This window comes from Bradyrhizobium sp. 2TAF36 (assembly GCF_052114925.1).
GTDB lineage: Bacteria > Pseudomonadota > Alphaproteobacteria > Rhizobiales > Xanthobacteraceae > Bradyrhizobium > Bradyrhizobium barranii.
Window position 1 is genome coordinate 44,456 of sequence record NZ_JBFRFR010000032.1, and the last position, 24,651, is coordinate 69,106.

Sequence of the window (24,651 nt, forward strand, 5' to 3'; positions counted from 1 at the left end):
GGTGGATCAGGCGGAGGCGCGGATGCGCTGCTTGTCGTAGAGGTCCTTCTCGTCGTCGGCGATCGGCACGACATAGGGCTCCACGGCGCGCTTCTCGCTGGTCATCTTGCCGTTCTGCTTGGAGAGCAGCGTGTGGCAGAACCAGTTCTCGTTGTCCTTCTCCGGGAAATCCGTGCGCCAGTGATAGAGGCCCCAGCGGCTCTCCTCGCGGTACAACGAGGCGTGCACCGCCATGTCGGCGCAGTCCATGATCGACTGCACTTCGAGCGCACGAAGCAGCTCGTGCGCATTGCGCGCGATCATGTGTTCCTGCATGTCCTGCCGCGTCTCGGCGAGGCGGCGCATGCCGAGCTCGTATTTGCGCGTGACCTTCGGCGGCTGGAGATAGTCGTTGACGAGGCGGCGGGTCTTGTACTCGACCTGGTTCGGCGGAATGCCGTCCTCGCGCTTCGTTGGCGCCAGCACGCGATCGCGCTCCCTGGCGACATCGGCGGCGTCGAATTCCGCGAAGTCGTGGCTGTCGGCGAACTCCATCGCGTCGATGCCGGCGACCGATCCGTTGGTGAAGGCGCCCAGCATGTAATTATGCGGCACGCTCGCCATGTCGCCGGCGGCGTAAAGGCCGGGCACGGTGGTGCGGGCATTGTCGTCGACGAACACGCCGGAGGCGCTGTGGCCGGAGCAGAACCCGATCTCGGAGATATGCATCTCGATCGACTCGCTACGATAGTCGACCCCGCGCCCCTGCTGGAACAGGCCGCGCGTGGGACGCTCGACCTTGTGCAGCGTGGATTCGATCTCCGAGATCGTATCAGGATGGAGATGCTTGAGCTGGAGGAACACCGGGCCCTTGCCTGACAGCAGCTCGTTGTAGAACTCCAGCATCATCTGGCCGGACCAGTAGTCGCATTCGATGAAGCGCGATCCCTCGTTGTTCGCGGTAAAGGCGCCGAAGGGACCGGCGACATAGGCGCAGGCCGGGCCGTTATAGTCCTTGATCAGCGGATTGATCTGGTAGCATTCGAGGTTCGCGAGCGCGGCGCCGGCGTGATAGGCCATCGCATAGCCGTCACCGGAATTGGCGGCGTTCTCGTAGGTGCCGAACATGTAGCCGGAGGTCGGCAGGCCCAGGCGGCCGGCGGCGCCCATGCAGAGGATCACGGCCTTGGCTTTGATCGCCAGGATTTCGGCGGTGCGAGTGTTGACTGAGATCGCGCCGGCGATGCGCCCGTCCGACGACTTCAGCAGCCGCGTCGCCATGTAGCGGTTGGAGATCAGGATGCGGGCGCGGCGGAGCTGGCGGTACAGCGCCTTCTTCACGGTCTCGCCGTTCGGCATCGGAAGCACATAGGTGCCGATGTGGTGCACCTTCTTGACGGCGTAATCGCCGTTCTCGTTCTTCAGGAAGCGGATGCCGAAGCTGTCGAGCTCCTCGATAATCTTGTAGCAATTTTGCGCGTATTTATAGACCGCCTTCTGATCGACGATGCCGTCGTTGGCGATGGTGATTTCCTTGGTGTACTGCTCCGGCGTCGCGTAGCCGGGGATGACGGCGTTGTTGAGCCCGTCCATGCCCATCGAGATCGCGCCGGAGCGCTTGACGTTGGCCTTCTCGAGCAGGACGACATTGGCCTTCGGGTTCTTCAGTTTTGCCTTCAGCGCCGCCATCGGGCCGGCCGTACCGCCGCCGATGACGAGCACGTCGCAGGAAACCTCCGAAAGTCCGTCGACGATCTCATCTAGTGCCATCACTTGCTCCTGGTTCGCCGGTCCTGCGCCTTTGCATCAGATTTGTTCAGGTGGTTGTCCGGCGATAGCAATTAGTTGTCGCCGGGACGCGATTTGCGCCTCAGCGCTCGACGAAGGCCTTTTCAACGACGAAATGGCCGGGCTGGCTGTGGTTACCCTCGACAAAGCCGCGCGCGGCAAACATCGCGGGGAGTTCCTCGAGCATCGCCGGGCTGCCGCACAGCATGATGCGGTCGGTCTCGATATCGAGACCTGTTAGCCCGATGTCGTCGAACAGCTGATTGGAGGCGATCAGGTCGGTGATACGGCCGCGGTTTTTGAACGGCTCGCGGGTGACGGTCGGGTAGTAGACGAGCTTGTCGCGGATCAGGGGGCCGAAGAATTCGTGATTGCGCAGGCCGTCGACGAGGTGCTCACCATAGGCGAGCTCCGAAACCTGGCGGCAGCCATGGGCGAGCACGATGGTCTCGTAATTCTCATAGACGTCGGGGTCCTTGATCAGGCTGGCGAAGGGCGCGAGGCCCGTGCCGGTCGAGAGCAGCAGCAGGCGCTTTCCAGGGATGAGGTTGCCGGTGATCAGCGTGCCCGTCGCCTTGCGGCCGACCAGGATGATGTCGCCCTCCCGGATCTTCTGGAGGCGCGAGGTCAGCTGGCCGTCCTGCACCTTGATCGAAAAAAATTCGAGCGCCTCCTCGTGATTGGCGCTCGCCATGCTGTAGGCCCGCATCAACGGCTTGCCCTCGACTTCGAGCCCGATCATCGCGAACTGGCCGTTCAGGAAACGGAAGCCCGGATCGCGCGTCGCCGTGAAGCTGAACAGGCTATCGGTCCAGTGCCGGACCGACAAAACCGTTTCCTTCTGAAATGCGCTCATGCTCTCTCCTCAGCCGTCGTTGGCGCACAAGGTTTCGGAGAGAGCAGAGCCCGGCAATTCGGAAGTGAAATTCCCGGTCGATTAGTTTCACATTTAGTGGGCGGTGACTGAAGAGGAGGCCGACGGCCACGCGTTCGCGCTGGCAATTAGTTGCTATTCGTGCGCGCCCGCGCCGACATAGAAGGAAGCTGGAGGTTCGTCATGACCATGACCTTGGTGGCGCCGACTGTGGCGGCCTATGAAGCCAGCGCCGATCTCGCGACGCTCGTCGTGCGCACCACGCAGGACGACGTGGTCGGGATCGCTGTCGAGCAGCTCCGACTCTCCTGCAAATGCGCCCATTGCACCCGTGCCCGCTTCGACGATCGCTTCCCCGAACGCTTTCCCGGCATCGCCATCACCGAGATCGGCGATCTCGGCTACGGGCTGAACATCTCGTTTTCGGATGGGCATAACAGGGGGATTTATCCGAAGCCGTATCTGCTGAGCTTGGCGGGGCGGTAAGCCTCGATCCCGCTACACGCACACCGCTGTCATTCCCCGCGAAAGCGGGGAATCCAGTACGCCGCGGCCCCTCCGTATGTCACTGAAGTCTCTGGAATACTGGATCGCCCGCCTTCGCGGGCGATGACAGCGGAGTGAATGGCGGCGGCCTGCCACGAGCTCCCCCCATCTGGCACGGACATTGCTCCTCTTTAGAACGATTTGAACGTTCCGGAGGCAGACGATGTTGCAGGCGGCGAATGCGGTTCGCGGGACGGTTCCCGCAACGGTCCGGCCTGCCGGCGGCTCCTCGCTGCTGCTGACCGAGAACCAACAATGGATCGGCGGACCGCCGCCGCTGATGGACAAGCTGTCACCGCGCGAGCGGGAGCTGGTGCTGAAGCAGGGCCGGCGAAAGGTGCTCAACCGCGGCCAGACGCTGTTCAGCCAGGGCGGCAAGCATGACGGCATCTGGCTGATCGAGAGCGGCCGCATCCGCGTGTTCTACACTTCGCCGCTCGGACGCGAGATCACGCTGGCCTATTGGCACGTCGGCAATTTCGTCGGTGGGCCCGAAGTGTTCGAGGGCACCGTGCATCAATGGTCCGGCGTCGCATCCAGCAATTGCAGCGTCGTGCACCTGCCCGGAAAGGAACTGCGGTCCCTTGCCGTGGAGATCCCGAACCTCGCCATCGGCCTCATTGAAGGCCTTACCTTCAAGGGCAAATGCTATTCGGCGCTGGCGCAAATGCTGGGAACACGTTCGATCACCCAGCGCCTCGCGCATCTTCTGCTGCATCTGGTCGAGCTCTACGGCGTCGAGGATGCCGACGGCCGGGTGATCGCGGCGGCCTTCACCCATGCCGACATCGCCCACATGGTCGGCGCGACCAGGCAATGGGTCACGATCAGCCTGAAACGGATGCAGGAGAAGGGAATCGTCGTCACCAAGCGCTCGCAGATCGTGGTGTGCCGGGCCGACGCTCTCGAGGAGATGCGCGGCCAGAGCGGCGACTAGGGTCGATGCACAGGCAAGTGGCTTTATAGTGCAGGACTGCCCAAGGAGTATGCAATCAGCTTTTCCCGGCAACTAATCGACTGCGGCGGTCACTCCGGATTTGCCCTGCCCGCGGCCTCACCCAATCATGGCAACCACAGCACATCCAACCGAATGAGGATGAGAATGGTCCGCCATCTTCCCACGCTCTCGATCGCGATGTCGGTGACCTCGCTGGCGCTTCTGATCGCGCAGCCGGCCCTGGCGGAAACCGTCACCCTCGGCATCGGAACGCAGGACACCACGACCAACACGGTGACCGCCGGCGTCGTCATCCGGCAGCTGCATCTCCTCGAGAAATATCTGCCGAAGGACGGCAAATACGCCAATATCAAGTTCGAGCTGGAGTGGCAGAACTTCACCTCAGGCCCGCCCGTCACCAATGCGATGATGGCGAACAAGCTCCAGATCGGCATGATGGGCGACTATCCGCTGATCGTGAACGGCTTCACCTTCGGGAGCAATCCGGAGAGCAAGAGCCGCCTGATCGGCGTGGCCGCCTACAGCCTGTCTGGCTCCGGCAACGGGCTCGTGGTCCACAAGGACTCGCCCTATTACGATCTCGCCGATCTCAAGGGCAAGCTCGTCAGCGTGCCGTTCGGCTCGGCCGCGCACGGCATGGTGCTGAAGGCGATGCAGGACCGCGGTTACGCCTCCGACTTCTTCCAGCTCGTCAGCCAGAGCCCGGAGGTCGGCTCGACCAATCTCCAGGAGAAGAAGATCGACGCGCACGCCGACTTCGTCCCCTTCGCCGAGCTGCTGCCGTTCCGCGGCTTTGCGCGAAAAATCTTTGACGGCGTTGAGACCAACCTGCCGACCTTCCACGGCATCGTGGTCCGCACCGATTTCGCCGAGAAATACCCCGAGGTCATCGTTGCCTACTTCAAGGCGCTGATCGCCGCCAACCAGTGGCTGCGCGACGATCCGAAGCTCGCGGCCGAAAAGATCCAGGAGTGGACCGGCATCAACAAGGAAGTCGTCTATATCTTCCTCGGTCCCAGCGGCAACATGACCACCGATCCCACGGTGAAGCCGGCGCTGATCGATGCAGCCGCGACCGACGTCAAGGTTTTGCAGAATCTCGGCCGCATGAAGGAGTTCGATCCGAAGAAGTGGGTGGATGATTCCTACATCCGCAAGGCCTATGCCGAGATGAAGCTCGACTATGACACCCAGCTTGCGAGCACCAGAAATTACGAGATCGCGGGCGAAGATTCCTTCTGCAAGAAGCCGATCACCGACCCGCGCAAGGCCGGCGAGGTCTGGGTCGACGAAGCCGGCATCCTGCCGTTTGCGTCCGCAGCGTGCACGTTAGGGGCCTATGCCGACTACAAGGCCAAGGGCAAGAAGATCAACGTCGCCTACGTCTTCGACACCACCCGTGGAATCAAGCTGTTCGCCGACCAGGCCTTCTTCGCGGTCGGCAACGGCGAGGTCGCGCCGTTCCTGCTGAAGAAGGACGCCGAAGCCCATGCCGCCAAGATCAATGGCAAGGTGCTCGGCTTCGACGACGCGGTGAAGGCGGCGGTCGGCGGAGGCAAGACGTGAGCAGTCCCGCCCTCGCCAGACATCCCGAGGACAGCATGCCGGCAGCAACTGCAATCGCCGAGGCGGGCCCCGTGCCCGCCCCCTTCCCGCCCGCGACACCGCCTTCCTTCGGCACGCTTGCGCTGCGCTGGTACCGGCTCAATCGAGCGGGGCTACGCGCGACGGCGATCGGCATCATATCGCTGCTCGCCTTCCTGCTGGTCTGGCACCTGCTCACGACCTATCGCGTCGTGTTCTTCGTGCGCTTCACCAACGTGCCCTCGCCGCTCGCGGTCTATGCGAGCTTCACCAAGGCGATCCACGATCCGAAATTCCTGCTGCACATCCTCTTGAGCTGCCGGCGCATCTTGTTCGGCTTCTCGCTCGCGGCGGTGGTCGGCGTGCCGCTCGGCCTGATCATGGGCCGCTTCAAGCTGGTGCACGAAATCATCTTCCCGGTCGCCGAGGTGCTACGGCCGATCCCGGCAATCGCCTGGGTGCCGATGGCAATCATGCTTTGGCCGACCAACGAGCAGAGCATCGTCTTCATCACCTTCCTCGGCGCATTCTTCCCGATCCTGGTCAACACGCTGCATGGCATGTCGCTCGTCGACCCCGTGCTGGTGCGCGCCGCGCAATGTCTCGGCGCGCGCGAGCGCTCGATCTTCCGCGAGGTGTATTTTCCGGCTTCGATGCCGCACATCTTCACCGGCCTCACCGTCGGTATGGGCGTGGCCTGGGTGTCGCTGATCGCCGCCGAGATGATCTCGGGCCAGTACGGCATCGGCTACTTCACCTGGGAGGCCTATTCCCTTGTCCAATATGCCGACATCGCGGTCGGCATGATCGCGATCGGCGTGCTTGGCCTTGGATCGAGCCTGCTTATCAGGGGCGCCGGGCAGTTGGTGATGCCGTGGAGGCTAAAATGAACGAAATCCTGACCAAAGCACCGCAAGGCCATATCGAGGTCAGGAATTTCTCCCTCAGCTATGAGAGCATCGAGGGACCTGTGCAGGCCGTCACCGATACGCAGATTCATGTGAAGCCCGGCGAGTTCGTCTCGATCGTCGGGCCCTCCGGCTGTGGAAAGTCGACGCTGCTCAATGCTGTCGCCGGCTTCCTCAAGCCGACCACCGGTGTAGTCACGGTCGACGGCGAGCGGGTCAACGGCCCCAGCGCCGAGCGCGGCATGGTATTTCAGCAATATTCGCTGTTTCCGTGGAAGACGGTGCGGGAGAACGTCGAGTTCGGCCTGAAGATGCGCGGCATGGCGCGCTCCCAGCGCGAGCGCGCCGCGCGCACGCTGCTCGGGCTCGCGGGGCTCGAAGCGTTCGAAAAGCATTATCCGGAAAAACTCTCCGGCGGCATGAAGCAGCGCGTCGGCATCGTCCGCGCGCTCGCGACGGGACCGAAGGTGCTGCTGCTCGACGAGCCGTTCGGCGCGCTCGACGCGCAGACGCGCGTGATCATGCAGCAGATCCTCACCAACATGTGGCAACGGCTGAAGATCTCGGTGCTGTTCGTCACCCACGACATCGACGAAGCCATCTTCCTCTCCGACCGCGTCTACTGCATGACCGCCCGCCCCGGCTCGATCAAGGCGGAGATCCCGATCCCGCTGGAGCGGCCGCGGCAGCAATCGATGATGATGTCGTCGGAGTTCCTGGCGCTCCGCCGCGGCCTGATGTCACTGATCCGCGAGGAGAGCCTGAAGGCGATGGGCGGCGAGATCAGCGACATGGGCATGCAAGGGCTTAACATCGAGCTGCATGGGCATTCGCTGGCGGATGTGATCTAGCGCCCCATCTCGACGATTGCGCTCTTACTTCCCTTCTCCCCTTGTGGGAGAAGGTGCCTTGCCGAAGGCAAGGCGGATGAGGGGTCTGCTTCGGCAAACTCCCTCTCATTTCGGACTCGCGGATAGAACCCCTCATCCGGCGCTTCGCGCCACCTTCTCCCACAAGGGGAGAAGGAAGAGGAGTTCGCAGTCGCTGTGCTCCCCTCACTTGAACCAGTGCACCAGCGCGATGCTGATGCCGAGGAGCAGCATCAGCGACAGTGTCACGGCAGCCGTCACCCGGCCCCCGACATTCGCCAGCACCTTCACGTCGACGCCGAGGCCGAGCGCGGCCATCGAGACCACCGTCAGGAAGCTCGTGATCTTCGTCACCGGCCCGACCACCGTGCCCGGCACGATCTCCAGCGAGCGCAGGGTCGCCAGCGCAAGAAAGCCGAGGATGAACCAGGGGACCAGGCGGAAGAAGCCGACATTGGATTTCTTGGCGCCGGTCTGCCAGCGCGAGGCGACCAGGGAGAGACCGACGACGACGGGCCCGAGCATCAACACGCGCATCAGCTTCACGAGCGTGCCGATCTGCGTCGAGACGAGCCCGGCCGGGACCGTTGCCGCAAGCACCTGCGGCACGGCGTAGACGGTGAGGCCTGCGAGGATGCCATATTGCGTGGCCGACAATTGCAGCAGCGGAATCAGCAGCGGCAGGCCCAGCACCATCATCACGCCGAGGATCGCCGTAAAGGAAATCGAGGACGCGATCTCGTCGTTGTTGGCGCCGATGATCGGCGCCACGGCGGCGATCGCGGAATTGCCGCAGATGGAATTGCCGCAGGCGATCAGGATCGAGAGCCGCGTCGACAGGCCCAGCATGCGACTGAGGCCGAAGGAGACGCAGAGCGCGATCACGACGACCGCGGCGATCGATGCCAGCAGCGCCACGCCGGAAGCCGCGATGGCGGCGAAGCTGATCGAGGCCCCCAGCAGCATGACCGCAACTTCGAGCAGCTGCTTGGCGCTGAAGGCGATGCCGGCCTGCCAGCGCGGCGCCGGTTTCCAGAAGCTGCGCAGCGCCATCCCGAGCAGGATCGCCATCACCAGCGCTTCGACATAGGGGTGCTCGAAGACACCCAGCTCGGCCCGTTCGAGCAAGGCCGAGATACCGGCCACGGCGATGCACAGGAGGATTCCCGGAATCAGCGCCGCAATACGGCTCACGACAGTGGTAGGCTTGGCGTCGGCCGGGTTGGATGCTTGATTCTGCGACACAAATCTCTCCCAGAGGAGAAATATTTATACGCAGTGCTGGCCGATTGGGGAATAAGTTTTCAGCATATCAGGGCCGAGGGAAGTTCTATCCTCAGCCCGGAATAATCGGCTCAGAAGATCAGGCTTTTGGCGAGCGAGGCGACGCGGCTGAAGCTGTCATAGACGCCCGGCTCAAAGAAGGCCGCACGCGCGAGCACGATCCCCGCGACCAGCGACCAGAACACCGTGGTGCCGGCCCGCAACAGGAGCTTTGACGCGCGCGATCGCGGCTGGGTGTCCGTTGCGGACACCAGCTGCTCGCCGAAGGGCTCAAATCCAGTGCGTTCCATGGCTACGCCGATCCATCAAATTCTGAATGGAATGTCGTCGTTTCGGCCCCAAACGGCAATGGAAGCGATTGGCGTTTTTGGCCCTCGATGGGGAAACTCCTTCCGTCTGGCGAACCCGAGGCAATAGTTTTCTTCTTTGGGCCGGTTTGGCGGTCCGGAACCCGGTTAAAGCGCCAGATAGCGGCGACGGATCGCGTCGTTGGCCTTCAGCTCGTCGATTCCGGCGGCATAGACGATCTGGCCCTTGTCGATGACAGTGGCGTGGCTCGCAAGCCCCAGGCAGAAATGCATGTTCTGCTCGGCGATCAGCACGGTCGATCCGAGCTGTCGGAGCTGCCGCAACAGCTCGCCGATCCGCTGCACGATGATCGGCGCGAGGCCCTCGCTCGGCTCATCGAGCAGCAACAGCGCCGGGTTGCCCATCAGCGTGCGCGCGATGGCGAGCATCTGTTGCTCCCCGCCCGAGAGACGTCCGGCGATGCGATGGCGCAGCGGCTCCAGCAGCGGGAAGACGTCGTAGATCCGCTTGATCGGCCACTCGTCCTGGCCTTCCGGCCCCTTCTTGCGACCGATGACGAGATTGTCCTCGACCGTGTGCTCCGGAAAGATCTGGCGATCCTCCGGCACGAAGCCGAGACCGGCGCGCGCGATATGGTGCGGCCTCTGGCCCGAGATCACCGCGCCGCGCAGGCTGATCCTGCCCCGCCGCGGCGGCGCCAGCCCCATGATCGCCTTCATGGTCGTCGATTTGCCCGCGCCATTGCGGCCCAAAAGCGCCATGGTCTCGCCCTGCCGCACCGAGAGGCCGACGCCGAACAGTATCTGGCTGGTGCCGTAGTAGACGTCGAGATCGGCGACTTCGATAATGGTCGCGCTCATGCGGCGGCCCCCGCATGTTCAGTGCCGAGATAGGCCTCGATCACGGCGCTGTTGCTTCGGATTTCGTCGGGCGTGCCGGTCGCGAGGATGCGGCCGTAGCAGAGCACGACGATCTTTGGGGCGATCTTGAACACGATGTCCATGTCGTGCTCGATGAAGACGACGGTGATTTTCTGCGTCTCCCAGAGCTCGCGCACCTTGTCGATCATGCGCCAGCGCTCTTCCGGGCCCATGCCGGCAGTCGGCTCGTCCAGCAGCAGAACCTTTGGTTCGAGCACCAGAGCGAGCGCAATGTCGAGCAGCTTCTGGTCGCCATGCGACAGCGTTGCGGCCGTGCGATTGCGCTTTCCCGCGAGGCCCAGCAGCTCCATCACGTGCTCGGCGCGGTCGCGCGTCTCGGGCAAGGGAAAGCGCTTGTGCAGCACCGCGGACGAGCGCTGGTCGGCGCTGACGGCGGCAAGCATGGTCTCCTGCACCGTCAGCGATTTGAAGATGCTCGCGACCTGGAAGGCGCGGCCGATGCCGTGCCGCACGATCTCCGGCGGCGAGCGGCCGGCGAGATCGATGCCGTCGAGCAGCACCTGGCCGGAATCCGGCCTCAAGGCGCCGGTGATCAGGTTGAAGAACGTGCTCTTGCCGGCGCCGTTCGGGCCGATCACCGCCGTGAGCGAACCGTCGGGGAAGTCGAGCGTGACGTCGTTGGTCGCCTTCACGCCGCCGAAGGATTTTGCGAGGTTGCGGATCTCGAGCATCGCTAGCGCCCCTCGCCTGCGTCACGCCGGTGCGCGAACCAGTCGGCAACGAAATCCAGCAGGCCTTTGCGCAGGCCCAGCGCGAAGAACAGGATGACCACGCCGAGCACGATGCCGTGGTATTCGGTGAAGCGCGTGACGGTGTCGTTGAGCAGAAGCAGCAGCACGGTGCCGACCATCGGCCCCAGGAAGGTCGAGACGCCGCCGAGCATGTTGATGAAGATGCCCTCGCCCGAGATCGTCCAATAGGCGAATTCCGGATAGGCACCGGAGACGAACAGCGCCATCACCATGCCCCCCATCGACGCAAACAATGCCGCCAGCACGAAGACTGTCAGCTTGGCCCGCCAGACGTCGATGCCGAGGAAGCTTGCGCGCGCGGCATTGTCGCGGATCATGCGCAACGTGTAACCGAACGGCGATTGCGCGATCTGGCGCATCGCGAGCAGGCCGAGGATGAGAAGCGCGCAGCTCGCGACATAGAGATGGATGTGGTTCGCAAGATTGATGCCGAGGAATGTGGGGCGCGGAATGCCGCCACGCAGGCCCTGGTCGCCGCCGGTGAAGGAGGCCCAGGACAGGATGGTCGAGTGGATCAGCATCTGAAACGCGAGCGTGACGAAGGCGAAATAGATATCCTTCAGCCGCACGCAGATCGCGCCGATGACGGCGGCGATTACCGCCGTGATCGCCAGCGTCGCGACGAAGGCCACGGGAATCGGCACGCCCAGCTTCTGCATGATCAGGCCAAAACTGTAGGCGCCAAGGCCGAAGAACATGCCGTGGCCGAACGAAGTCAGGCCGGTGTAGCCGACCAGCAGGTTCAGCGAGGTCGCGAACAGGCCGTAAGCCGAGCAGCGGATGACGAAATCGAGCAGCGCCTTGCTGCCGGTGAACAGCGGCAGGCTCGCCAGCACGGCAAAGGCGACGAGCGCAATCAGGACGTCGCGATAGCGTTGCAGCGCCACACCGCTACGCACCGGCGCCAGCGTCTCGGCGCGTCCGGCCTCGAGCTCGGTCATGCCGCCTCCTTGCCGAACAGGCCGGTGGGCTTGGAGACCAGCACGATCACCATGAACAGGTACATCAGGCCTTCCGTGAACAGGGGAAAGCCGAGCGAGCCGAAGGAGCGGATCAGACCGATTAGCAGCGCTCCGATCAGAGCGCCCAGGATCGAACCCATCCCCCCGATCACGGTGACGATGAAGGATTCGATCAGTACCGAAAATCCCATGCCGGGTGTGAGCGAACGCACGGGCGCCGCGAGCGCGCCGGCAAGGCCCGCCAGCATGCCGCCGAGCGCGAACACGCCCCCATAGATCAGACCGGTATTGATGCCGAGCGCCGAGACCATGCCGGGATTATGTGCCGCCGCCCGGATCACCTTGCCGATACGGCTGCGCGACAATCCGATGCCGAGCACGATCGCTGCGACGAGCGCGACGCCGATCAGCAGCAGGTAATAAGGCGGCACTACGCCGCCGGCGATGAACAGCGGCATCACCTGGAATGCCGCGGGCATGCCCATCGACCTGAATTCCGGCCCCCAGATGATGCGCACGACATCGTCGAAGATCAGCACGAAGGCGTAGCAGACGAGCAGCTGCATCAGCACGTCGGCGCCATAGACGCGGCTCATGAAGACGCGCTCGAAGATCATACCGAGAATCGCGGTCCCAGCCGCGCCCGCGAACATCGCCAGCGCGAAGCTCCCGGTGAGCTGATAGGCCGTCATCGCGAAATAGGCGCCGAACATGTAGAAGGCGCCGTGGCTGAAATTGACGACCTTGAGCACGCCGAAGATCAGCGTCAGCCCGACTGCGACCAGGAACAGGAGCATGCCGATGATGAGGCCGCTGGTGGTTTGCGTCACCAGGCAGGCGGAACTGGAGAGGCAGCCGGCGAGCGCGTCGAGATCCACGGGAGCACTTTCATTGCGACGCGCCGGACTTGGCGCGGAGAACCAAATAAAAACGGCGGAGACGGTCGCCCGTCTCCGCCGCGCGTCACATCAGGTGTAGCCCTTGCTCTTCTTCCACTCGGCCTCGAGCTCGAAGATGGYCTTCCAGTCGCCGGCCTTGACCTCGGGCACGTAGGGCTCCTGCGGGATCGTGGTGCCCCAGCCGATCGCGTAGCCGACCAGCGTGTGGTCGTCGCCGCGCATTGTCACGGTGCCGTCGGCGCCGAACGGGCACTTGATGGTGAGGCCCTTCAGCACCTCCGCGATCTTCTTGCCGTCGGTGGTGTTGGCCTTCTTCGCGGCCTCGGCGAGGAACATCACGGCCGTCGCGTTCTGCCACGACCAGTTGGTCGGATATTCGTTGTACTTCGCCTTGTAGGCATCGCCCCAGGCCGCGTTCTCCGGCGTGGTCGGGAAGGTCTTGATGTAGCGGTTGCCGGAGTGGATACCCTTGGGCAGGTTCTTCACCACGGTGAGCGCGGTGTAGTCGGCCATGTTGACCGCGAACACCTCCATCTGGCCGAACATCGCATAGATGTTGGCCTGGTCGATATAGGAGGTGAGATCGCCGCCCCACAGGCAGGAGTACAGCGCCTGCGGCTTGGCCTGGAGGATCTTGGTCACGACTTCGGTGTAGTCGGGCTGGAACAGCTTTGGCCAGGACTCGCTGATGATTTCGACGTCGGGCGCAAAGCGCTTCAGGTACAGCGTGAACTCGCCGGTGGTGTCGCGGCCATAGGCATAGTCCGGCGAGCAGGTCGCCCATTTCTTCAGGCCCTTGGCTTTCGCGATCGAGGCGGCATAGCTGCCGCCGACGATGGAATCGTGGATGCCCTGGCGCACGCAACGGAACGCGTTCGGGATGTGYTGCTTCGGATCGGCCGTGAGCGAGGACGCTTCCGAACAGGTGTGGACGCAGAGCACACCGAGATCGCGCGCCACTTCGTGAACCGCAAACGATCCGGACGACGCCTCGCCGTCGATCAGCCACTCGCAACCATCGGTGTTGACGAGCTCGCGCGCGACGCGGGCGGCTTCCTGCGGCTGGCCCTTGGAGTCACGGATCACCATCTCGATCTGGCGGCCGGCAAGTCCGCCGGCGGCGTTGACCTTGTCGACCTCGAGCATCACCGCATTGCGCGACGACGTGCCGAGCTGCGCAACGCGGCCCGACAGAATCGTCGGCATGCCGATCTTGATCGTCTTGGCTTGCGCGCGCGCCACCCACGGTGCGGCAACACTCATCGCACCGGCGCCCATCAGCGCCAGCGTTGAACGGCGGCTGATGCCCGGCATGCGGGTTCTCGTCATTTTCCCCTCCCTCTTTCGGGTCGGCGTTTCCTGGTCCCTTGCCGGAGATCGTCTCGTCTCCGTGTTCCCAACAATTTCAGAGGCAGGGGGGTGACGTCAAGCCAAAGATGAATTACGAGTCATAATTCATCAAAGGAGGAAACGAGGCCGGTAATCGGCCCAAAACCCGCAAAATGATCAATCTTTCGAGCTTCATCACCTTTCATGCCCGGCGCACGCCGGACCGGCCCGCGCTGAAATATCGCGGCGAGGAGATCTCCTACGCCGATTTCGATGCGCGCATCCGGCAAGCGGCCGGCTGGCTCGCCGCGCAGGGCATCGGCGCGGGCGACGTCGTGGCCGTGCTGATGAAGAACAGCGCGGCGTTCCTGGAGCTCGTCTTCGCCACCAGTCATCTCGGCGCGGTGTTCTTGCCGATCAATTTTCGACTGTCGCGCGACGAGGTCGGCTACATCGCGGGCAATGCCGGCGCGCGGTTGTTGATCGTCGATGAGGAACTCGCCGCGAATGCAGCGGGCGCGAAGGTTGTCGTGCTGAACGAAGTTGCGCAGCAAAGCATCACGCACCTCGCGGGCGAGGCCGTGCCCGCGCCGATGCACGTCCGCGCACCGTCCGACCTGATGCGGTTGATGTACACCTCGGGTACGACCGACCGCCCCAAAGGCGTGATGCTCACTTACGATAATTTTTACTGGAAGTCCGCCGACCAGACGATCGCGCTCGGCATCGGTGCCGAGACGCGACTGCTCGTTGTCGGCCCGCTCTATCACGTCGGCGCGCTCGACCTGCCCGGCATCGCCGTGCTCTGGCACGGCGGCTTCATCCGCATCGAGCGCAATTTCGAGCCGGAGACCGCGCTTGCGGCGATCGCGGAGGACAAGCTGAACGCGGCATGGTTCGCGCCTGTGATGACCACCGCGATGCTCACCTGCCCCACCCGCGATCGCTACGACGTCTCCAGCCTGAGATGGGCGATCGGCGGCGGCGAGAAGACGCCGGAGGTGCGCATCCGCGCGTTCTCGGAGTTCTTCCGCAATGCGCGCTACATCGATGCCTATGGCCTCACCGAGACCGTCGGCGGCGACACTTTCATGGAAGCCGGCCGCGAGATCGAGAAGATCGGCTCGACCGGCCGCGCCATCGCCCATGTCGAGATCGAGATCCGTGACGAGGACGGCAAGACGCTGCCGCCGAACGTCAATGGCGAGATCTGTCTGCGCGGACCGAAAATCACGCGCGGCTATTGGAAGGATCCGGAGAAGACGGCGGCGGCCTTCTTCGGCGACTGGTTCCGCAGCGGCGATGTCGGCTATCTCGACGAGGAAGGCTTCCTGTACCTGACCGACCGCAAGAAGGACATGATCATCTCGGGCGGCGAGAACATCGCTTCCTCCGAAGTCGAGCGCGTCATCTACGACTTGCCCGAGGTGCGCGAAGTCGCGGTGATCGGCCTGCGCGATGCGCGCTGGGGCGAGCGGCCGGTCGCGATCGTCGTGCTGGCCGAAGGCGCGAGCCTTGCGCTCCCTGCCCTCACCGAGCACTGCCGTACGCGCCTGGCGAGCTTCAAGGTACCGAAACAGCTCGTTATCCGCGACGGCCTGCCGCGCAACCCGAGCGGAAAAATCCTCAAGCGCGTGCTGCGCGCCGAGCTGGAGACCTCTGAATGACGCAAGCGAATGCCAAGGTCACAAAGCTTAACCGCGTCGAGCGCAACGCCTGGACCAAGCAGAAGATCTTTGACGCCGCGACCAAGGTCGTCGGCAAGCATGGCTATGCCGAAGCCTCCGTCGCCCGCATCACGGAAGAAGCCGGCGTCGCGCAAGGCACCTTCTATAATCATTTCGAGAACCGCCAGGAACTGCTCGACCAGTTGCTGCCGAAGATCGGCCTCGACATGGTCGAGTTCATCCGCGCACGCACCGGCACCGCCGATGCCGCGCGGCAGGAGATCGCCCGCTTCTCCGCCTTCTTCGACTTTATCCGTGAGGTGCCGGAGTTCCTGCGCATCCTCAACGAGGCCGAATTCTTCGCGCCCATCGGCTACCAGAAACATCTCGACAACATTTCGGTCGCCTATGTCCGCATTTTGCGCCGCGCACGAGCGGCAGGCGCGATCGAGGATTACAGCGACGAGGAATTCGAGGCCATCGTCCACATGCTGATGGGCGCGCGCGGCTATCTCAGCCGCCGCTACTCCTATTCGGCCGGCGGCGTCACCGCCGTCCCCGACCACGTCATCTCCGCCTATCGCAAGCTGATGACGCGCGGCCTCTTCAGTGCATCCGGAGATCAGGACACGCCATGAACATCGCATCTCCACAAAAGCCGCTCGATCTCGTCTCCGCGATCGCCGAAGGCGATATCCGCTGTTTGCTGATGGTGCTGGTGCACATGACCGGCGATGAGCGCTGGCTCGAGCCGCCGTACTTGCCCAAGCGCGACATCCGCCTCATTCCCGATCCAGAAGCCGGCGTGCCCCGGGAGGTCCAGGACGAAATCCGTGCCGCAGTGGTCAAGCTGTTTGCCGGCGGCACGCCAAAACCCGTCATCACCGATCCCGGCGAAGAGCTGCTGCTCAAGATGATGCGCGCCTGCCTCGGCGAGAACGTCGCACCGGAATATGCACCGCTGATGCGCGAGGAGATGGGATTTGTAGCGCGCGAGCCGCAATGGACGAAGCGCCCCTCCGCCGAGAAGCTTGCCGGCCAGCACGTGCTGATCGTCGGCGCCGGCGTCTGCGCCATCGCGCTCGGCGTCGCACTCGGCCATCTCGGCATCCCCTACACCATCGTCGAGAAGAACGCCGAGCTCGGGGGCACCTGGTGGATCAACCGCTATCCCGGCTGCGGCGTCGATACGCCGAACCATTCCTATTCCTACTCGTTCGGCTCGGGCAATGCATGGACGCGCTATTTCTGCCAGCGCGAGGAGCTGCTTGCCTATCTGCTGAAGGTCGCCGAGGAATACGGCATCCGCGAGCATCTGCGGGTCAATACCGAGCTGACAGCGTCGCGCTGGGACGAAGGCAAGCGACGCTGGATCTCAACGCTGAAGACGAAGAGCGGCGAAGAAACCTTTGAATCCACCGCGCTGGTCTCGGCCATCGGCCAGCTCAACGATCCCTCTCGCGCCCGCTTCAAGGGCGAGGAAGACTTCAAGGGCACGATCCTGCATTCGGCCCTGTGGTCGGACGACATCAATCTCGACGGCAAGCATGTCGCCGTGATCGGGACCGGCGCGACATCGATGCAGCTGGTGCCGTCGATCGCCGGCCGCGTCGCGTCCGTCACGGTCTATCAACGCAGCGCGCAATGGGCGCGGCCCGTTAAGGGCTATTCCGATCCGATCAGCGACGGCGCGCGCTGGCTGCTCGCGCATCTGCCGTTCTATGTGCAGTGGTACCGCTTCAACATGTTCTGGCGCTATGGCGACGGCCTGTTGCCGTTCCTGCGCAAGGACCCGGCCTGGCCGCATCCGGAGCGCGCCGTCAACAAGGGCAATGACCGGCATCGCCAGGAGCTGACCGATTTCATCCTCACCGAGCTGAAGGATCGGCCCGACCTGATCGCCAAATGCGTGCCGACCTATCCGCCCTATGGCAAGCGCATCCTGCTTGACAACAACTGGTTCAGGACGCTCACGCGGGACAATGTCGAGCTCGTCACCGACACGATCGATCATTTCGATCGCGACGGCATCGTCACCGCAGACGGCGAGCACCGCCCCGCCGACATCGTCGTGGTCGCCACCGGCTTCAAGGTCACGGAGATGGCGGCGCGCCTCAACATCAGCGGCCGCGGCGGCAAGGATCTGCGCGAGGCCTGGGCCAACGACAACCCGACGGCGTTCCTCGGCCTCACCGTCCCGGACTTTCCGAACTTCTTCTGCATGCTCGGTCCGAACTCCGGCCCCGCCCATGGCGGCAGCGTCATCTTCCAGTCGGAATGCCAGAGCCGCTATATCTCCGCCTGCCTCGCCGACATGATTGAGCACGACGTCGCCGCCATCGACGTCCGCAGGGAGGTGCTGGACGACTACGTCCAGAAGGTCGATGCCGAGCACGAGGCGATGATCTGGACCCATACCGGCATGAGCACCTATTATCGCAATTCGAGCGGCCGCGTGTTTTCGGCGATGCCCTGGCGGTTCGTGGACTACTGGCGCATGACGCATGATCCGGATCTGGGGCAGTACAGGTTGACGAAGGCGTAAACCTCACCTCGTCGTCATTGCGAGCGCAGCGAAGCAACCCAGAATCTTTCCGCGGAGATACTCTGGATTGCTTCGCTGCGCTCGCAATGACGGAATTCGCGGGTTAATCTCCCGCACAACCGGGAGCGCCGTACGCCGAGGGAAGCCGCCAATGCCCAAGCCGCTTGTCCGCGTCTACACCGACTACAAGAGCCCTTACGCGTTCGTGGCCAACAAGCGGCTATTTTCGCTCGAGGAGGCGCACGGCGTCGAGCTCGAATGGCTGCCCTATACGCTGCGCGTCGCCGAATTCATGGGGACGGTCGAGGAGCGCACGCCGCATTTCTGGCGCAAGGTGCGTTACGCCTATATGGACGCGCGGCGCTATGCCAATGCGCAAGGGCTCGTCATGAAGGGGCCGCGTCGGATCTACGACGCCTTCTATTCCAGCGTTGGAATGCTGTTCGCACAGCGGCACGGCTTCTTCCGCCCTTATCACGACACGGTGTTCCGCAAATTCTGGAGCCATGAGCTCGAGATCGACGATCTCGCCGCAATCACGGACGTCATCACCGCGTGCGGCGGCTCGGCGAGCGAGTTCGAAGCCTACGTCAACGGCCCTGCCCGCACCGAGCACGACCGCATCATCGACGAAGCCGAAGCACTCGGCGTGTTCGGCGTGCCGACCATGGTGTTCAACGGCGAGCTGTTCTGGGGCGGTGATCGCATCGACATGCTGATCGAACGGATCGAGCGTCCGGAAACGATCGAGGCCGCGCTCGACAGCCGCCACCGCAAATCAGTGTAGCCGTCAAGCGGCGAGGCCGCTCTCGACCGGAGCAAATTCCAGCCCGAGGCTCTCGGCAACCGCCTTGTTGGTTATGCGGCCACGATGCACGTTCAGTCCGTTGCGCAAATGCGGATTTTCCAGGACTGCAGCAAAGCCCTTGTTGGCGAGCATCAGGCCGAATGGCAGCGTTGCGTTGTTCAGCCCCTGGCTCGACGTCACCGGCACCGCGCCCGGCATGTTGGCGACGCAATAATGCACGATGCCGTCGACCTGATAGGTCGGATCGGCGTGCGTGGTCGGATGCGATGTCTCGAAGCAGCCGCCCTGGTCGATCGCGACGTCGACCAGCACGGCGCCCGGCCGCATCGACTTGAGCATCGCGCGCGTGACGAGCTTTGGAGCGCTGGCGCCCGGCACCAGCACCGCCCCGATCACGACGTCGGCGGCGAACACCTCGTCCTCGACCGCTTCGATGGTCGAGAAGCGGGTGCGCACGCGCCCGAGAAACACATCGTCCAGCTCGCGTAGACGGGGAATCGAGCGGTCGATCACAGTGACTTCCGCACCGAGGCCCGCCGCCATGCGCGCGGCCTGCGTTCCCACCACGCCGCCGCCGAGCACGACGACGCGCGCCGGCTGCACGCCGGGCACACCGCCGAGCAGCACCCCGCGGCCGCCGGCCGATCGCTTGAGCGCGGCGCCGGCGGCTTCGACGGCGAGGCGGCCGGCGACTTCGCTCATCGGCGCAAGCAGGGGGAGGTGACCGGCCGCGTCGGTGACGGTCTCATAGGCGACCGCAGTGCAACCGGAAGCGAGCAGACCCTTGGCCTGTTCGGGATCCGGCGCGAGATGGAGGTAGGTAAAGAGGATCTGGCTTTCGCGAAGCTGGGCCCATTCGCTTTTCTGTGGCTCCTTCACCTTCACGATCATGTCGGAGCTGGCGAAGATGTCGCGGGCGTTCTCCGCGATCGCGGCCCCTGCCCGCTGGTACACCTCGTCGGACGCGCCGATGCCGCTGCCGGCGCCGGTCTCGACCGTCACCTGGTGCCCGGCCGCGACATATTCGCGGACCGCGCCCGGGGTGAGCCCGACGCGATATTCCTGCACCTTGATCTCCTTGGGCACACCGACGCGCATTTTGGGCTCCTTCCAACGTCCTGATTCACCCCGCCATCGTAGCGATCGGGCCAGTTTGGTTTCGTGCAAATATCCGCTAGCTTCGACCTCCCCGCGCCGGTTTCCGGCGTGCAAACGCCCTTTCACGCTGGAAACGAAACCTTGGCCCTCGACCGGAAAGATCTCGCCATCCTCGCGGAACTCACCACCAATGCGCGGGCCAGCCACACCGAGCTCGCCACCAAGGTCGGGCTATCAAGCACGGCGCTGGCGCGGCGGCAGAAGGCGCTGGAGGACGACGGCTACATCCAGGCATACCAAGCCGCGCTTGATTTGGCGCAGTTCGGCCTCACCACGACCGTGCTGGTGCGCATTGCGCTGGAGAGCCAGAGCGACGAGGCGCTGAAGGCGTTCGAGGCCGAGGTGGTGAAATGTCCGTCCGTCGTGCGCTGCTTCCTGATGTCGGGCACCGACGACTACATCCTGATCGTGCTCGCCCGCGACATCCAGGATTTCGAGCGCATCCACCGTACCGAGTTGTCGCGCCTGCCGCGCGTGGCGCGGGTCCAATCGAGCTTCGCGCTGCGCGAGATCGTCAACCGCGCGGTGCCGACGGTGGTCTTCGGCGAAGCCAAGCGCTGACACTGTGTCGCGGGCGCCATAATTCCCGGCAGGGAACCAAGCGGCCGATTGTAAGTTGGAGGCCATTGGCAAGCGGAGGCAACGGTGCCTCCGCGTCAGCTCGGCTGACGTCTCGGCTCAGTCGCCGTCGCAGGGAGCAGGACATGAGCGATGTCACGCACGAGATTCCCGAACGCATTCCAGTTCATATCGTCGTCAATGGCGTCGGCCACACGCTCGATCTCGTGCCCTGGACCACGCTTCTGGATGCCCTGCGTGACCATCTTGCGCTGACCGGCACCAAGAAAGGCTGCGATCACGGCCAGTGCGGCGCCTGCACCGTGCTGATCGACGGACGGCGCGTCAATTCCTGCCTGACGCTCGCCGTCATGAAGGACGGCGCCGAGATCACGACGATCGAAGGGCTTGCCAAGGACGGAACGCTTCATCCCGTGCAACAGGCGTTCATCGACCACGACGCCTTTCAGTGCGGCTATTGCACGCCGGGACAGATTTGCTCGGCGGCGGGCCTTTTGGCCGAAGGCCGCGCCCGGGATGCCGACGAGATCAGAGAGCTGATGAGCGGAAATCTCTGCCGCTGCGGCGCCTATCCGAACATCGTCGCCGCGATCCAGCAGGCAATGGGCCGGCCATGAACAACTTCCAATATTCCCGCGCCACCGACGTCGCCGATGCGATCCGCCTGCTGGCCGCCGATCCCGACGCCAAGCTGATTGCCGGCGGGACCAATCTGATCGACCTGATGAAGGAAAATGTCGAGCGGCCCTCCCGGCTGATCGACATCTCCCGCCTGCCGCTCCGCGACATCGAGGAGACGTCCGACGGAGGGCTGCGCATCGGCGCCTTGGTACCGAATTCGGACCTCGCCTACCATCCGCTTGTCGAGCAGCGCTACCCCCTGCTCGCCGGCGCCATCCTCGCCGGCGCTTCCGCGCAATTGCGCAATATGGCCTCCGTTGGCGGCAACCTGATGCAGCGCACGCGCTGCGCCTACTTTTATGACACGGCGACGCCCTGCAACAAGCGAGAGCCCGGCAGCGGCTGCTCGGCAATCGACGGCCTCAACCGCAACCACGCAATCCTCGGCACGAGCGCGTCCTGCATCGCGACCAACCCGTCCGACATGAGCGTCGCACTTGCCGCGCTCGGTGCGCTCGTGCACGTCGCAGGTCCCTCCGGCCAGCGCACGATCGCATTGGCCGATTTCCATCGACTCCCGGAGGACAAACCTCATGTCGATACAAATCTCGGCATCGGCGAGATCATCGCGGCCGTCGAACTTCCCAAGCATGGCTTTGCCCGTAACTACAGCTATCTGAAAATCCGCGACCGGCTGTCCTATGCTTTTGCTTTGGTCTCGGTCGCGGCCGCGCTCGAACTGGATGGCAACGCGATCAGCGAAGCCCGCCTGGCGCTCGGCGGCGTGGCTCACAAGCCCTGGCGCAGCCTTGAGGCCGAAGCGGCGTTGCGCGGCCAGGCAGCGACGCCGGACCACTTCTCGCGCGCGGCCGATCTGCTGCTGCACGGGGCAACGGCGCGCGCACATAACCGCTTCAAGATCGAGCTCGCACGCCGCACCATCGTGCGTACGCTGATACAGGCCGCGATCGCCACGCCACAATCACAGGCTCACAAGAAAATCGCGTGAGGGACCGATGAACGCCTATGTCGGAACGCCAACGTCCCGCGTCGATGGCCGCGCCAAGGTCACCGGAGCCGCCAAATATGCCGGCGAATTCCCGGCAGACGGCCTCCTCCATGGCTTCGTCGTCGAGGCCACGATTCCGCGCGGACGTATCGCTCGCCTCGACGCCAGCGACGCGCTGCAAGTGAAGGGCGTGGTCGACGTGCTTACGCATGCGCATCGTCCGCCCCTCGCCGACAATGACGATGCCTGGAAGGACGAGGTGGCGCCGGAGAAGGGCTCGCCTTTCCGCCCGCTCTATGACGACAGGATCTGGTTCAACGGCCAGCCGATCGCGCTCGTCGTGGCGGATGACTGGGAAACCGCCAAATTCGCCGCGACCCGCGTGCGCGTTGAATACGACCGGGAGGCATTTGCGACCGACCTCGAATCCGAACATGGCAAAGCCGGCAAAGTGGATCGGCCGCACAAGCCGCGCGGCAACGCCGCCGCAGCGCTGGCTGGGGCCGCTGTGCGGCACCAGGCGGATTACGTCCTGCCGACCGAGCACCACAACCCGATGGAGCTCTATGCGACCACGGTGGTCCGCGACGGCAGCGGCAGGCTTACCGTCTATGACAAGACGCAAGGTGTCCAGAACGTCCACAAATATCTATGCAGTGTGTTCAACAAGAAGCACGATGACCTCCGCGTGGTCTCGCCCTATGTCGGCGGTGCCTTCGGCTCCGGATTGCGGCCGCAATACCAGGTGGTGCTGGCGACGCTTGCCGCGCTCGAACTCAAGCGATCCGTTCGTGTCGTCCTGACACGGCAGCAGATGTACGGGCTCGGCTATCGGCCGATGACCATCGAGCGCGTCGCGCTCGGCGCAAGGCCCGACGGCACGCTCGATGCCGTCGCGCACGAAGCCACTGCTATGACCTCGCGCTACGAGGATTTTTCGCGCAATGACAGCGGCTGGGCGGAACAGCTGTACAAGAGCCCGAACAGCCTCTTCTCCCACAAGCTCGTCGATCTCGACGTCTCCACACCCTGCGACATGCGCGCGCCCGGCGCCGCCTCCGGCGTCTGCGCGCTCGAATGCGCCATGGACGAGCTGGCCGTCGCGCTCAAGCTCGACCCGATCGAGCTGCGATTGAAGTGCTATTCGGACCGCGACCAGAGTGAAGACCTGCCCTACACCAGCAAGCAGCTGCGCGAATGCTACGCCCGCGGCGCGGAAGCGTTCGGCTGGAGCCGGCGCAATCCTGCTCCGCGCTCCATGCGTGATGGCAAGGACCTGGTCGGTTGGGGCATGGCGACGGGGGTATGGGAGGCGCTTCAGATGCCGGTCGCCGTCCGCATCGTGTTGACGTCGAACGGCCATGCCGAGGTATCCTGCGCCGCGTCCGATATCGGCACCGGCACCTACACCATCGTGGCCCAGGTGGCCGCCGACGCCCTCGGGCTGCCGATCGAGAATATCGACGTGAGGCTTGCCGATTCGACCTTGCCGCAGGCCCCCGTCGAAGGCGGTTCCTGGATGGCGGCGTCGGCCGCGCACGCCGTGCTGGGCGCGGCCGAAGACATTCGCCAGGAGCTCGCACGGCTCGCCAAGGCGATGCCCGCCTCGCCCCTCGGCGGCGTCGATGCGCCCGATGTGATCCTGGTCGACGGCACGATCGCCAAGGCCGGCGACAAGGCCCGTGCCGTCTCGATCGCGGACGCGATGCGTCACGGCAAGCTCGAGCGGATCGAGAAGCAGAAGCTCAATCATTTCGCGGAGGACAAGTCGCACGCGCGCAACACCCATTCGGCGGTCTTCGCCGAGGTCAAGGTCGACGAAGACCTGGGCGTCATCCGCGTCACGCGCGTCGTGAGCGCGGTCGCAGCCGGACGGATCCTCAATACCAAGACCGGCCGCAGCCAGATCATGGGCGGCGTGGTCTGGGGCATCGGAATGGCGCTGCACGAGGAGACGGTGATGGATCACCGCTTCGGCAGGATCATGAACGCGAACATCGCCGAGTACCACATTCCCGTGAATGCCGACGTTCACGACATCGACGTCATCTTCGTCGACGAACCCGACGACCGGATCAACAAGCTGGGCGTCAAGGGCATTGGCGAAATCGGCATCGTCGGCGTACCTGCGGCGATCGCGAACGCAGTCTATCACGCCACCGGCAAGCGCATCCGGCGCTTCCCGATCACGCTGGACAAGTTGCTGGATTGATCGCCCGTCACACGATCCCCGCTGGATCGGGCGATTGTCATAGAACTGTCATCGAAAGTGCAGAGACCTG

Annotated in this window: 23 protein-coding genes; 13 read left to right on the forward strand and 10 right to left on the reverse strand. The window is 64.1% G+C overall.

Going from position 1 to position 24,651, the window contains the following annotated elements; all coding sequences use genetic code 11:
• Positions 1-6: 6 nt before the first annotated feature.
• Positions 7-1,749: a fumarate reductase/succinate dehydrogenase flavoprotein subunit gene (locus AB4Z51_RS19615; protein WP_441497799.1), complete on the reverse strand. Its 1,743-nt coding sequence runs from the start codon at positions 1,747-1,749 to the stop codon at positions 7-9.
• Positions 1,750-1,849: 100 nt separating this feature from the next.
• Positions 1,850-2,623, reverse strand: a complete 774-nt coding sequence (locus AB4Z51_RS19620; protein WP_085399405.1) for a ferredoxin--NADP reductase — start codon at positions 2,621-2,623, stop codon at positions 1,850-1,852.
• 207 nt (positions 2,624-2,830) lie between these two features.
• On the opposite strand from AB4Z51_RS19620, the gene AB4Z51_RS19625 reads away from it, so the two are divergent.
• The 5 genes from AB4Z51_RS19625 to AB4Z51_RS19645 all read left to right on the forward strand — a co-directional run bounded on the left by AB4Z51_RS19625 (position 2,831) and on the right by AB4Z51_RS19645 (position 7,488).
• Positions 2,831-3,127, forward strand: coding sequence for a gamma-butyrobetaine hydroxylase-like domain-containing protein (locus tag AB4Z51_RS19625; RefSeq protein ID WP_441497816.1), 297 nt, complete (start codon positions 2,831-2,833; stop codon positions 3,125-3,127).
• Positions 3,128-3,350: 223 nt separating this feature from the next.
• Positions 3,351-4,124, forward strand: a complete 774-nt coding sequence (locus tag AB4Z51_RS19630; protein WP_085399404.1) for a Crp/Fnr family transcriptional regulator — start codon at positions 3,351-3,353, stop codon at positions 4,122-4,124.
• 165 nt (positions 4,125-4,289) lie between these two features.
• Positions 4,290-5,711, forward strand: coding sequence for an ABC transporter substrate-binding protein (locus AB4Z51_RS19635; protein ID WP_441497800.1), 1,422 nt, complete (start codon positions 4,290-4,292; stop codon positions 5,709-5,711).
• Positions 5,708-6,619 (forward strand): ABC transporter permease, encoded by a 912-nt coding sequence (locus AB4Z51_RS19640; protein ID WP_135214998.1) that lies wholly within the window; start codon positions 5,708-5,710, stop codon positions 6,617-6,619. The genes AB4Z51_RS19635 and AB4Z51_RS19640 overlap by 4 nt, the downstream gene beginning before the upstream one ends.
• Entirely contained in the window at positions 6,616-7,488 is an 873-nt protein-coding gene (locus tag AB4Z51_RS19645) for an ABC transporter ATP-binding protein (RefSeq protein ID WP_085400672.1), read from the forward strand. The genes AB4Z51_RS19640 and AB4Z51_RS19645 overlap by 4 nt, the downstream gene beginning before the upstream one ends.
• Before the next feature lie 204 nt (positions 7,489-7,692).
• Here the strand turns inward: AB4Z51_RS19645 and AB4Z51_RS19650 are convergent, their stop codons facing one another.
• The 7 genes from AB4Z51_RS19650 to AB4Z51_RS19680 form a co-directional block, all read right to left on the reverse strand.
• Positions 7,693-8,751 carry a YeiH family protein gene (locus tag AB4Z51_RS19650; RefSeq protein WP_038941923.1) on the reverse strand — a complete coding sequence of 353 codons (1,059 nt, stop codon included), beginning with the start codon at positions 8,749-8,751 and terminating at the stop codon, positions 7,693-7,695.
• A gap of 110 nt (positions 8,752-8,861) precedes the next feature.
• A complete protein-coding gene (locus tag AB4Z51_RS19655; RefSeq protein WP_063984492.1) occupies positions 8,862-9,080 on the reverse strand; it encodes a hypothetical protein in 219 nt (72 codons plus the stop codon).
• A 165-nt stretch (positions 9,081-9,245) separates the two neighbouring features.
• Positions 9,246-9,959 (reverse strand): ABC transporter ATP-binding protein, encoded by a 714-nt coding sequence (locus tag AB4Z51_RS19660; RefSeq protein WP_085400670.1) that lies wholly within the window; start codon positions 9,957-9,959, stop codon positions 9,246-9,248.
• Positions 9,956-10,711, reverse strand: coding sequence for an ABC transporter ATP-binding protein (locus tag AB4Z51_RS19665; RefSeq protein ID WP_085400669.1), 756 nt, complete (start codon positions 10,709-10,711; stop codon positions 9,956-9,958). The genes AB4Z51_RS19660 and AB4Z51_RS19665 overlap by 4 nt, the downstream gene beginning before the upstream one ends.
• Before the next feature lie 2 nt (positions 10,712-10,713).
• Positions 10,714-11,733, reverse strand: a complete 1,020-nt coding sequence (locus tag AB4Z51_RS19670) for a branched-chain amino acid ABC transporter permease (protein WP_085400667.1) — start codon at positions 11,731-11,733, stop codon at positions 10,714-10,716.
• Positions 11,730-12,632, reverse strand: coding sequence for a branched-chain amino acid ABC transporter permease (locus AB4Z51_RS19675; protein ID WP_085400665.1), 903 nt, complete (start codon positions 12,630-12,632; stop codon positions 11,730-11,732). The genes AB4Z51_RS19670 and AB4Z51_RS19675 overlap by 4 nt, the downstream gene beginning before the upstream one ends.
• Before the next feature lie 90 nt (positions 12,633-12,722).
• On the reverse strand, positions 12,723-13,982 hold the full coding sequence (locus AB4Z51_RS19680; protein WP_441497801.1) for an ABC transporter substrate-binding protein: 1,260 nt from the start codon (positions 13,980-13,982) through the stop codon (positions 12,723-12,725).
• 173 nt (positions 13,983-14,155) lie between these two features.
• Here AB4Z51_RS19680 and AB4Z51_RS19685 point away from each other — a divergent pair, with 173 nt between their 5' ends.
• The 4 genes from AB4Z51_RS19685 (at position 14,156) to AB4Z51_RS19700 (ending at position 18,981) form a co-directional block, all read left to right on the forward strand.
• On the forward strand, positions 14,156-15,649 hold the full coding sequence (locus AB4Z51_RS19685; protein ID WP_085400661.1) for an AMP-binding protein: 1,494 nt from the start codon (positions 14,156-14,158) through the stop codon (positions 15,647-15,649).
• Positions 15,646-16,287: a TetR/AcrR family transcriptional regulator gene (locus AB4Z51_RS19690; RefSeq protein WP_071915527.1), complete on the forward strand. Its 642-nt coding sequence runs from the start codon at positions 15,646-15,648 to the stop codon at positions 16,285-16,287. Before AB4Z51_RS19685 ends, AB4Z51_RS19690 begins: the two co-directional genes overlap by 4 nt.
• Positions 16,284-18,194, forward strand: coding sequence for a flavin-containing monooxygenase (locus AB4Z51_RS19695; protein WP_085400659.1), 1,911 nt, complete (start codon positions 16,284-16,286; stop codon positions 18,192-18,194). Before AB4Z51_RS19690 ends, AB4Z51_RS19695 begins: the two co-directional genes overlap by 4 nt.
• A 151-nt stretch (positions 18,195-18,345) precedes the next feature.
• Positions 18,346-18,981: a 2-hydroxychromene-2-carboxylate isomerase gene (locus tag AB4Z51_RS19700; RefSeq protein ID WP_085400657.1), complete on the forward strand. Its 636-nt coding sequence runs from the start codon at positions 18,346-18,348 to the stop codon at positions 18,979-18,981.
• A 3-nt stretch (positions 18,982-18,984) separates the two neighbouring features.
• Here AB4Z51_RS19700 and ald read toward each other — a convergent pair whose 3' ends face one another.
• Entirely contained in the window at positions 18,985-20,100 is a 1,116-nt protein-coding gene (gene ald, locus AB4Z51_RS19705) for an alanine dehydrogenase (protein ID WP_085400655.1), read from the reverse strand.
• Positions 20,101-20,241: 141 nt separating this feature from the next.
• Between ald and AB4Z51_RS19710 the strand changes: the two genes are divergently transcribed.
• The 4 genes from AB4Z51_RS19710 (at position 20,242) to AB4Z51_RS19725 (ending at position 24,581) form a co-directional block, all read left to right on the forward strand.
• Complete coding sequence (locus tag AB4Z51_RS19710; RefSeq protein ID WP_028150288.1) at positions 20,242-20,721, forward strand: Lrp/AsnC family transcriptional regulator; 480 nt, start codon at positions 20,242-20,244, stop codon at positions 20,719-20,721.
• Positions 20,722-20,864: 143 nt separating this feature from the next.
• The gene (locus AB4Z51_RS19715; RefSeq protein WP_085400654.1) at positions 20,865-21,356 is read left to right on the forward strand and encodes a (2Fe-2S)-binding protein; all 492 of its coding nucleotides are present in this window, start codon (positions 20,865-20,867) and stop codon (positions 21,354-21,356) included.
• The gene (locus AB4Z51_RS19720; protein WP_085400652.1) at positions 21,353-22,369 is read left to right on the forward strand and encodes an FAD binding domain-containing protein; all 1,017 of its coding nucleotides are present in this window, start codon (positions 21,353-21,355) and stop codon (positions 22,367-22,369) included. Before AB4Z51_RS19715 ends, AB4Z51_RS19720 begins: the two co-directional genes overlap by 4 nt.
• A 7-nt stretch (positions 22,370-22,376) precedes the next feature.
• Positions 22,377-24,581: a xanthine dehydrogenase family protein molybdopterin-binding subunit gene (locus AB4Z51_RS19725; RefSeq protein ID WP_085400651.1), complete on the forward strand. Its 2,205-nt coding sequence runs from the start codon at positions 22,377-22,379 to the stop codon at positions 24,579-24,581.
• Positions 24,582-24,651 lie beyond the last annotated feature (70 nt).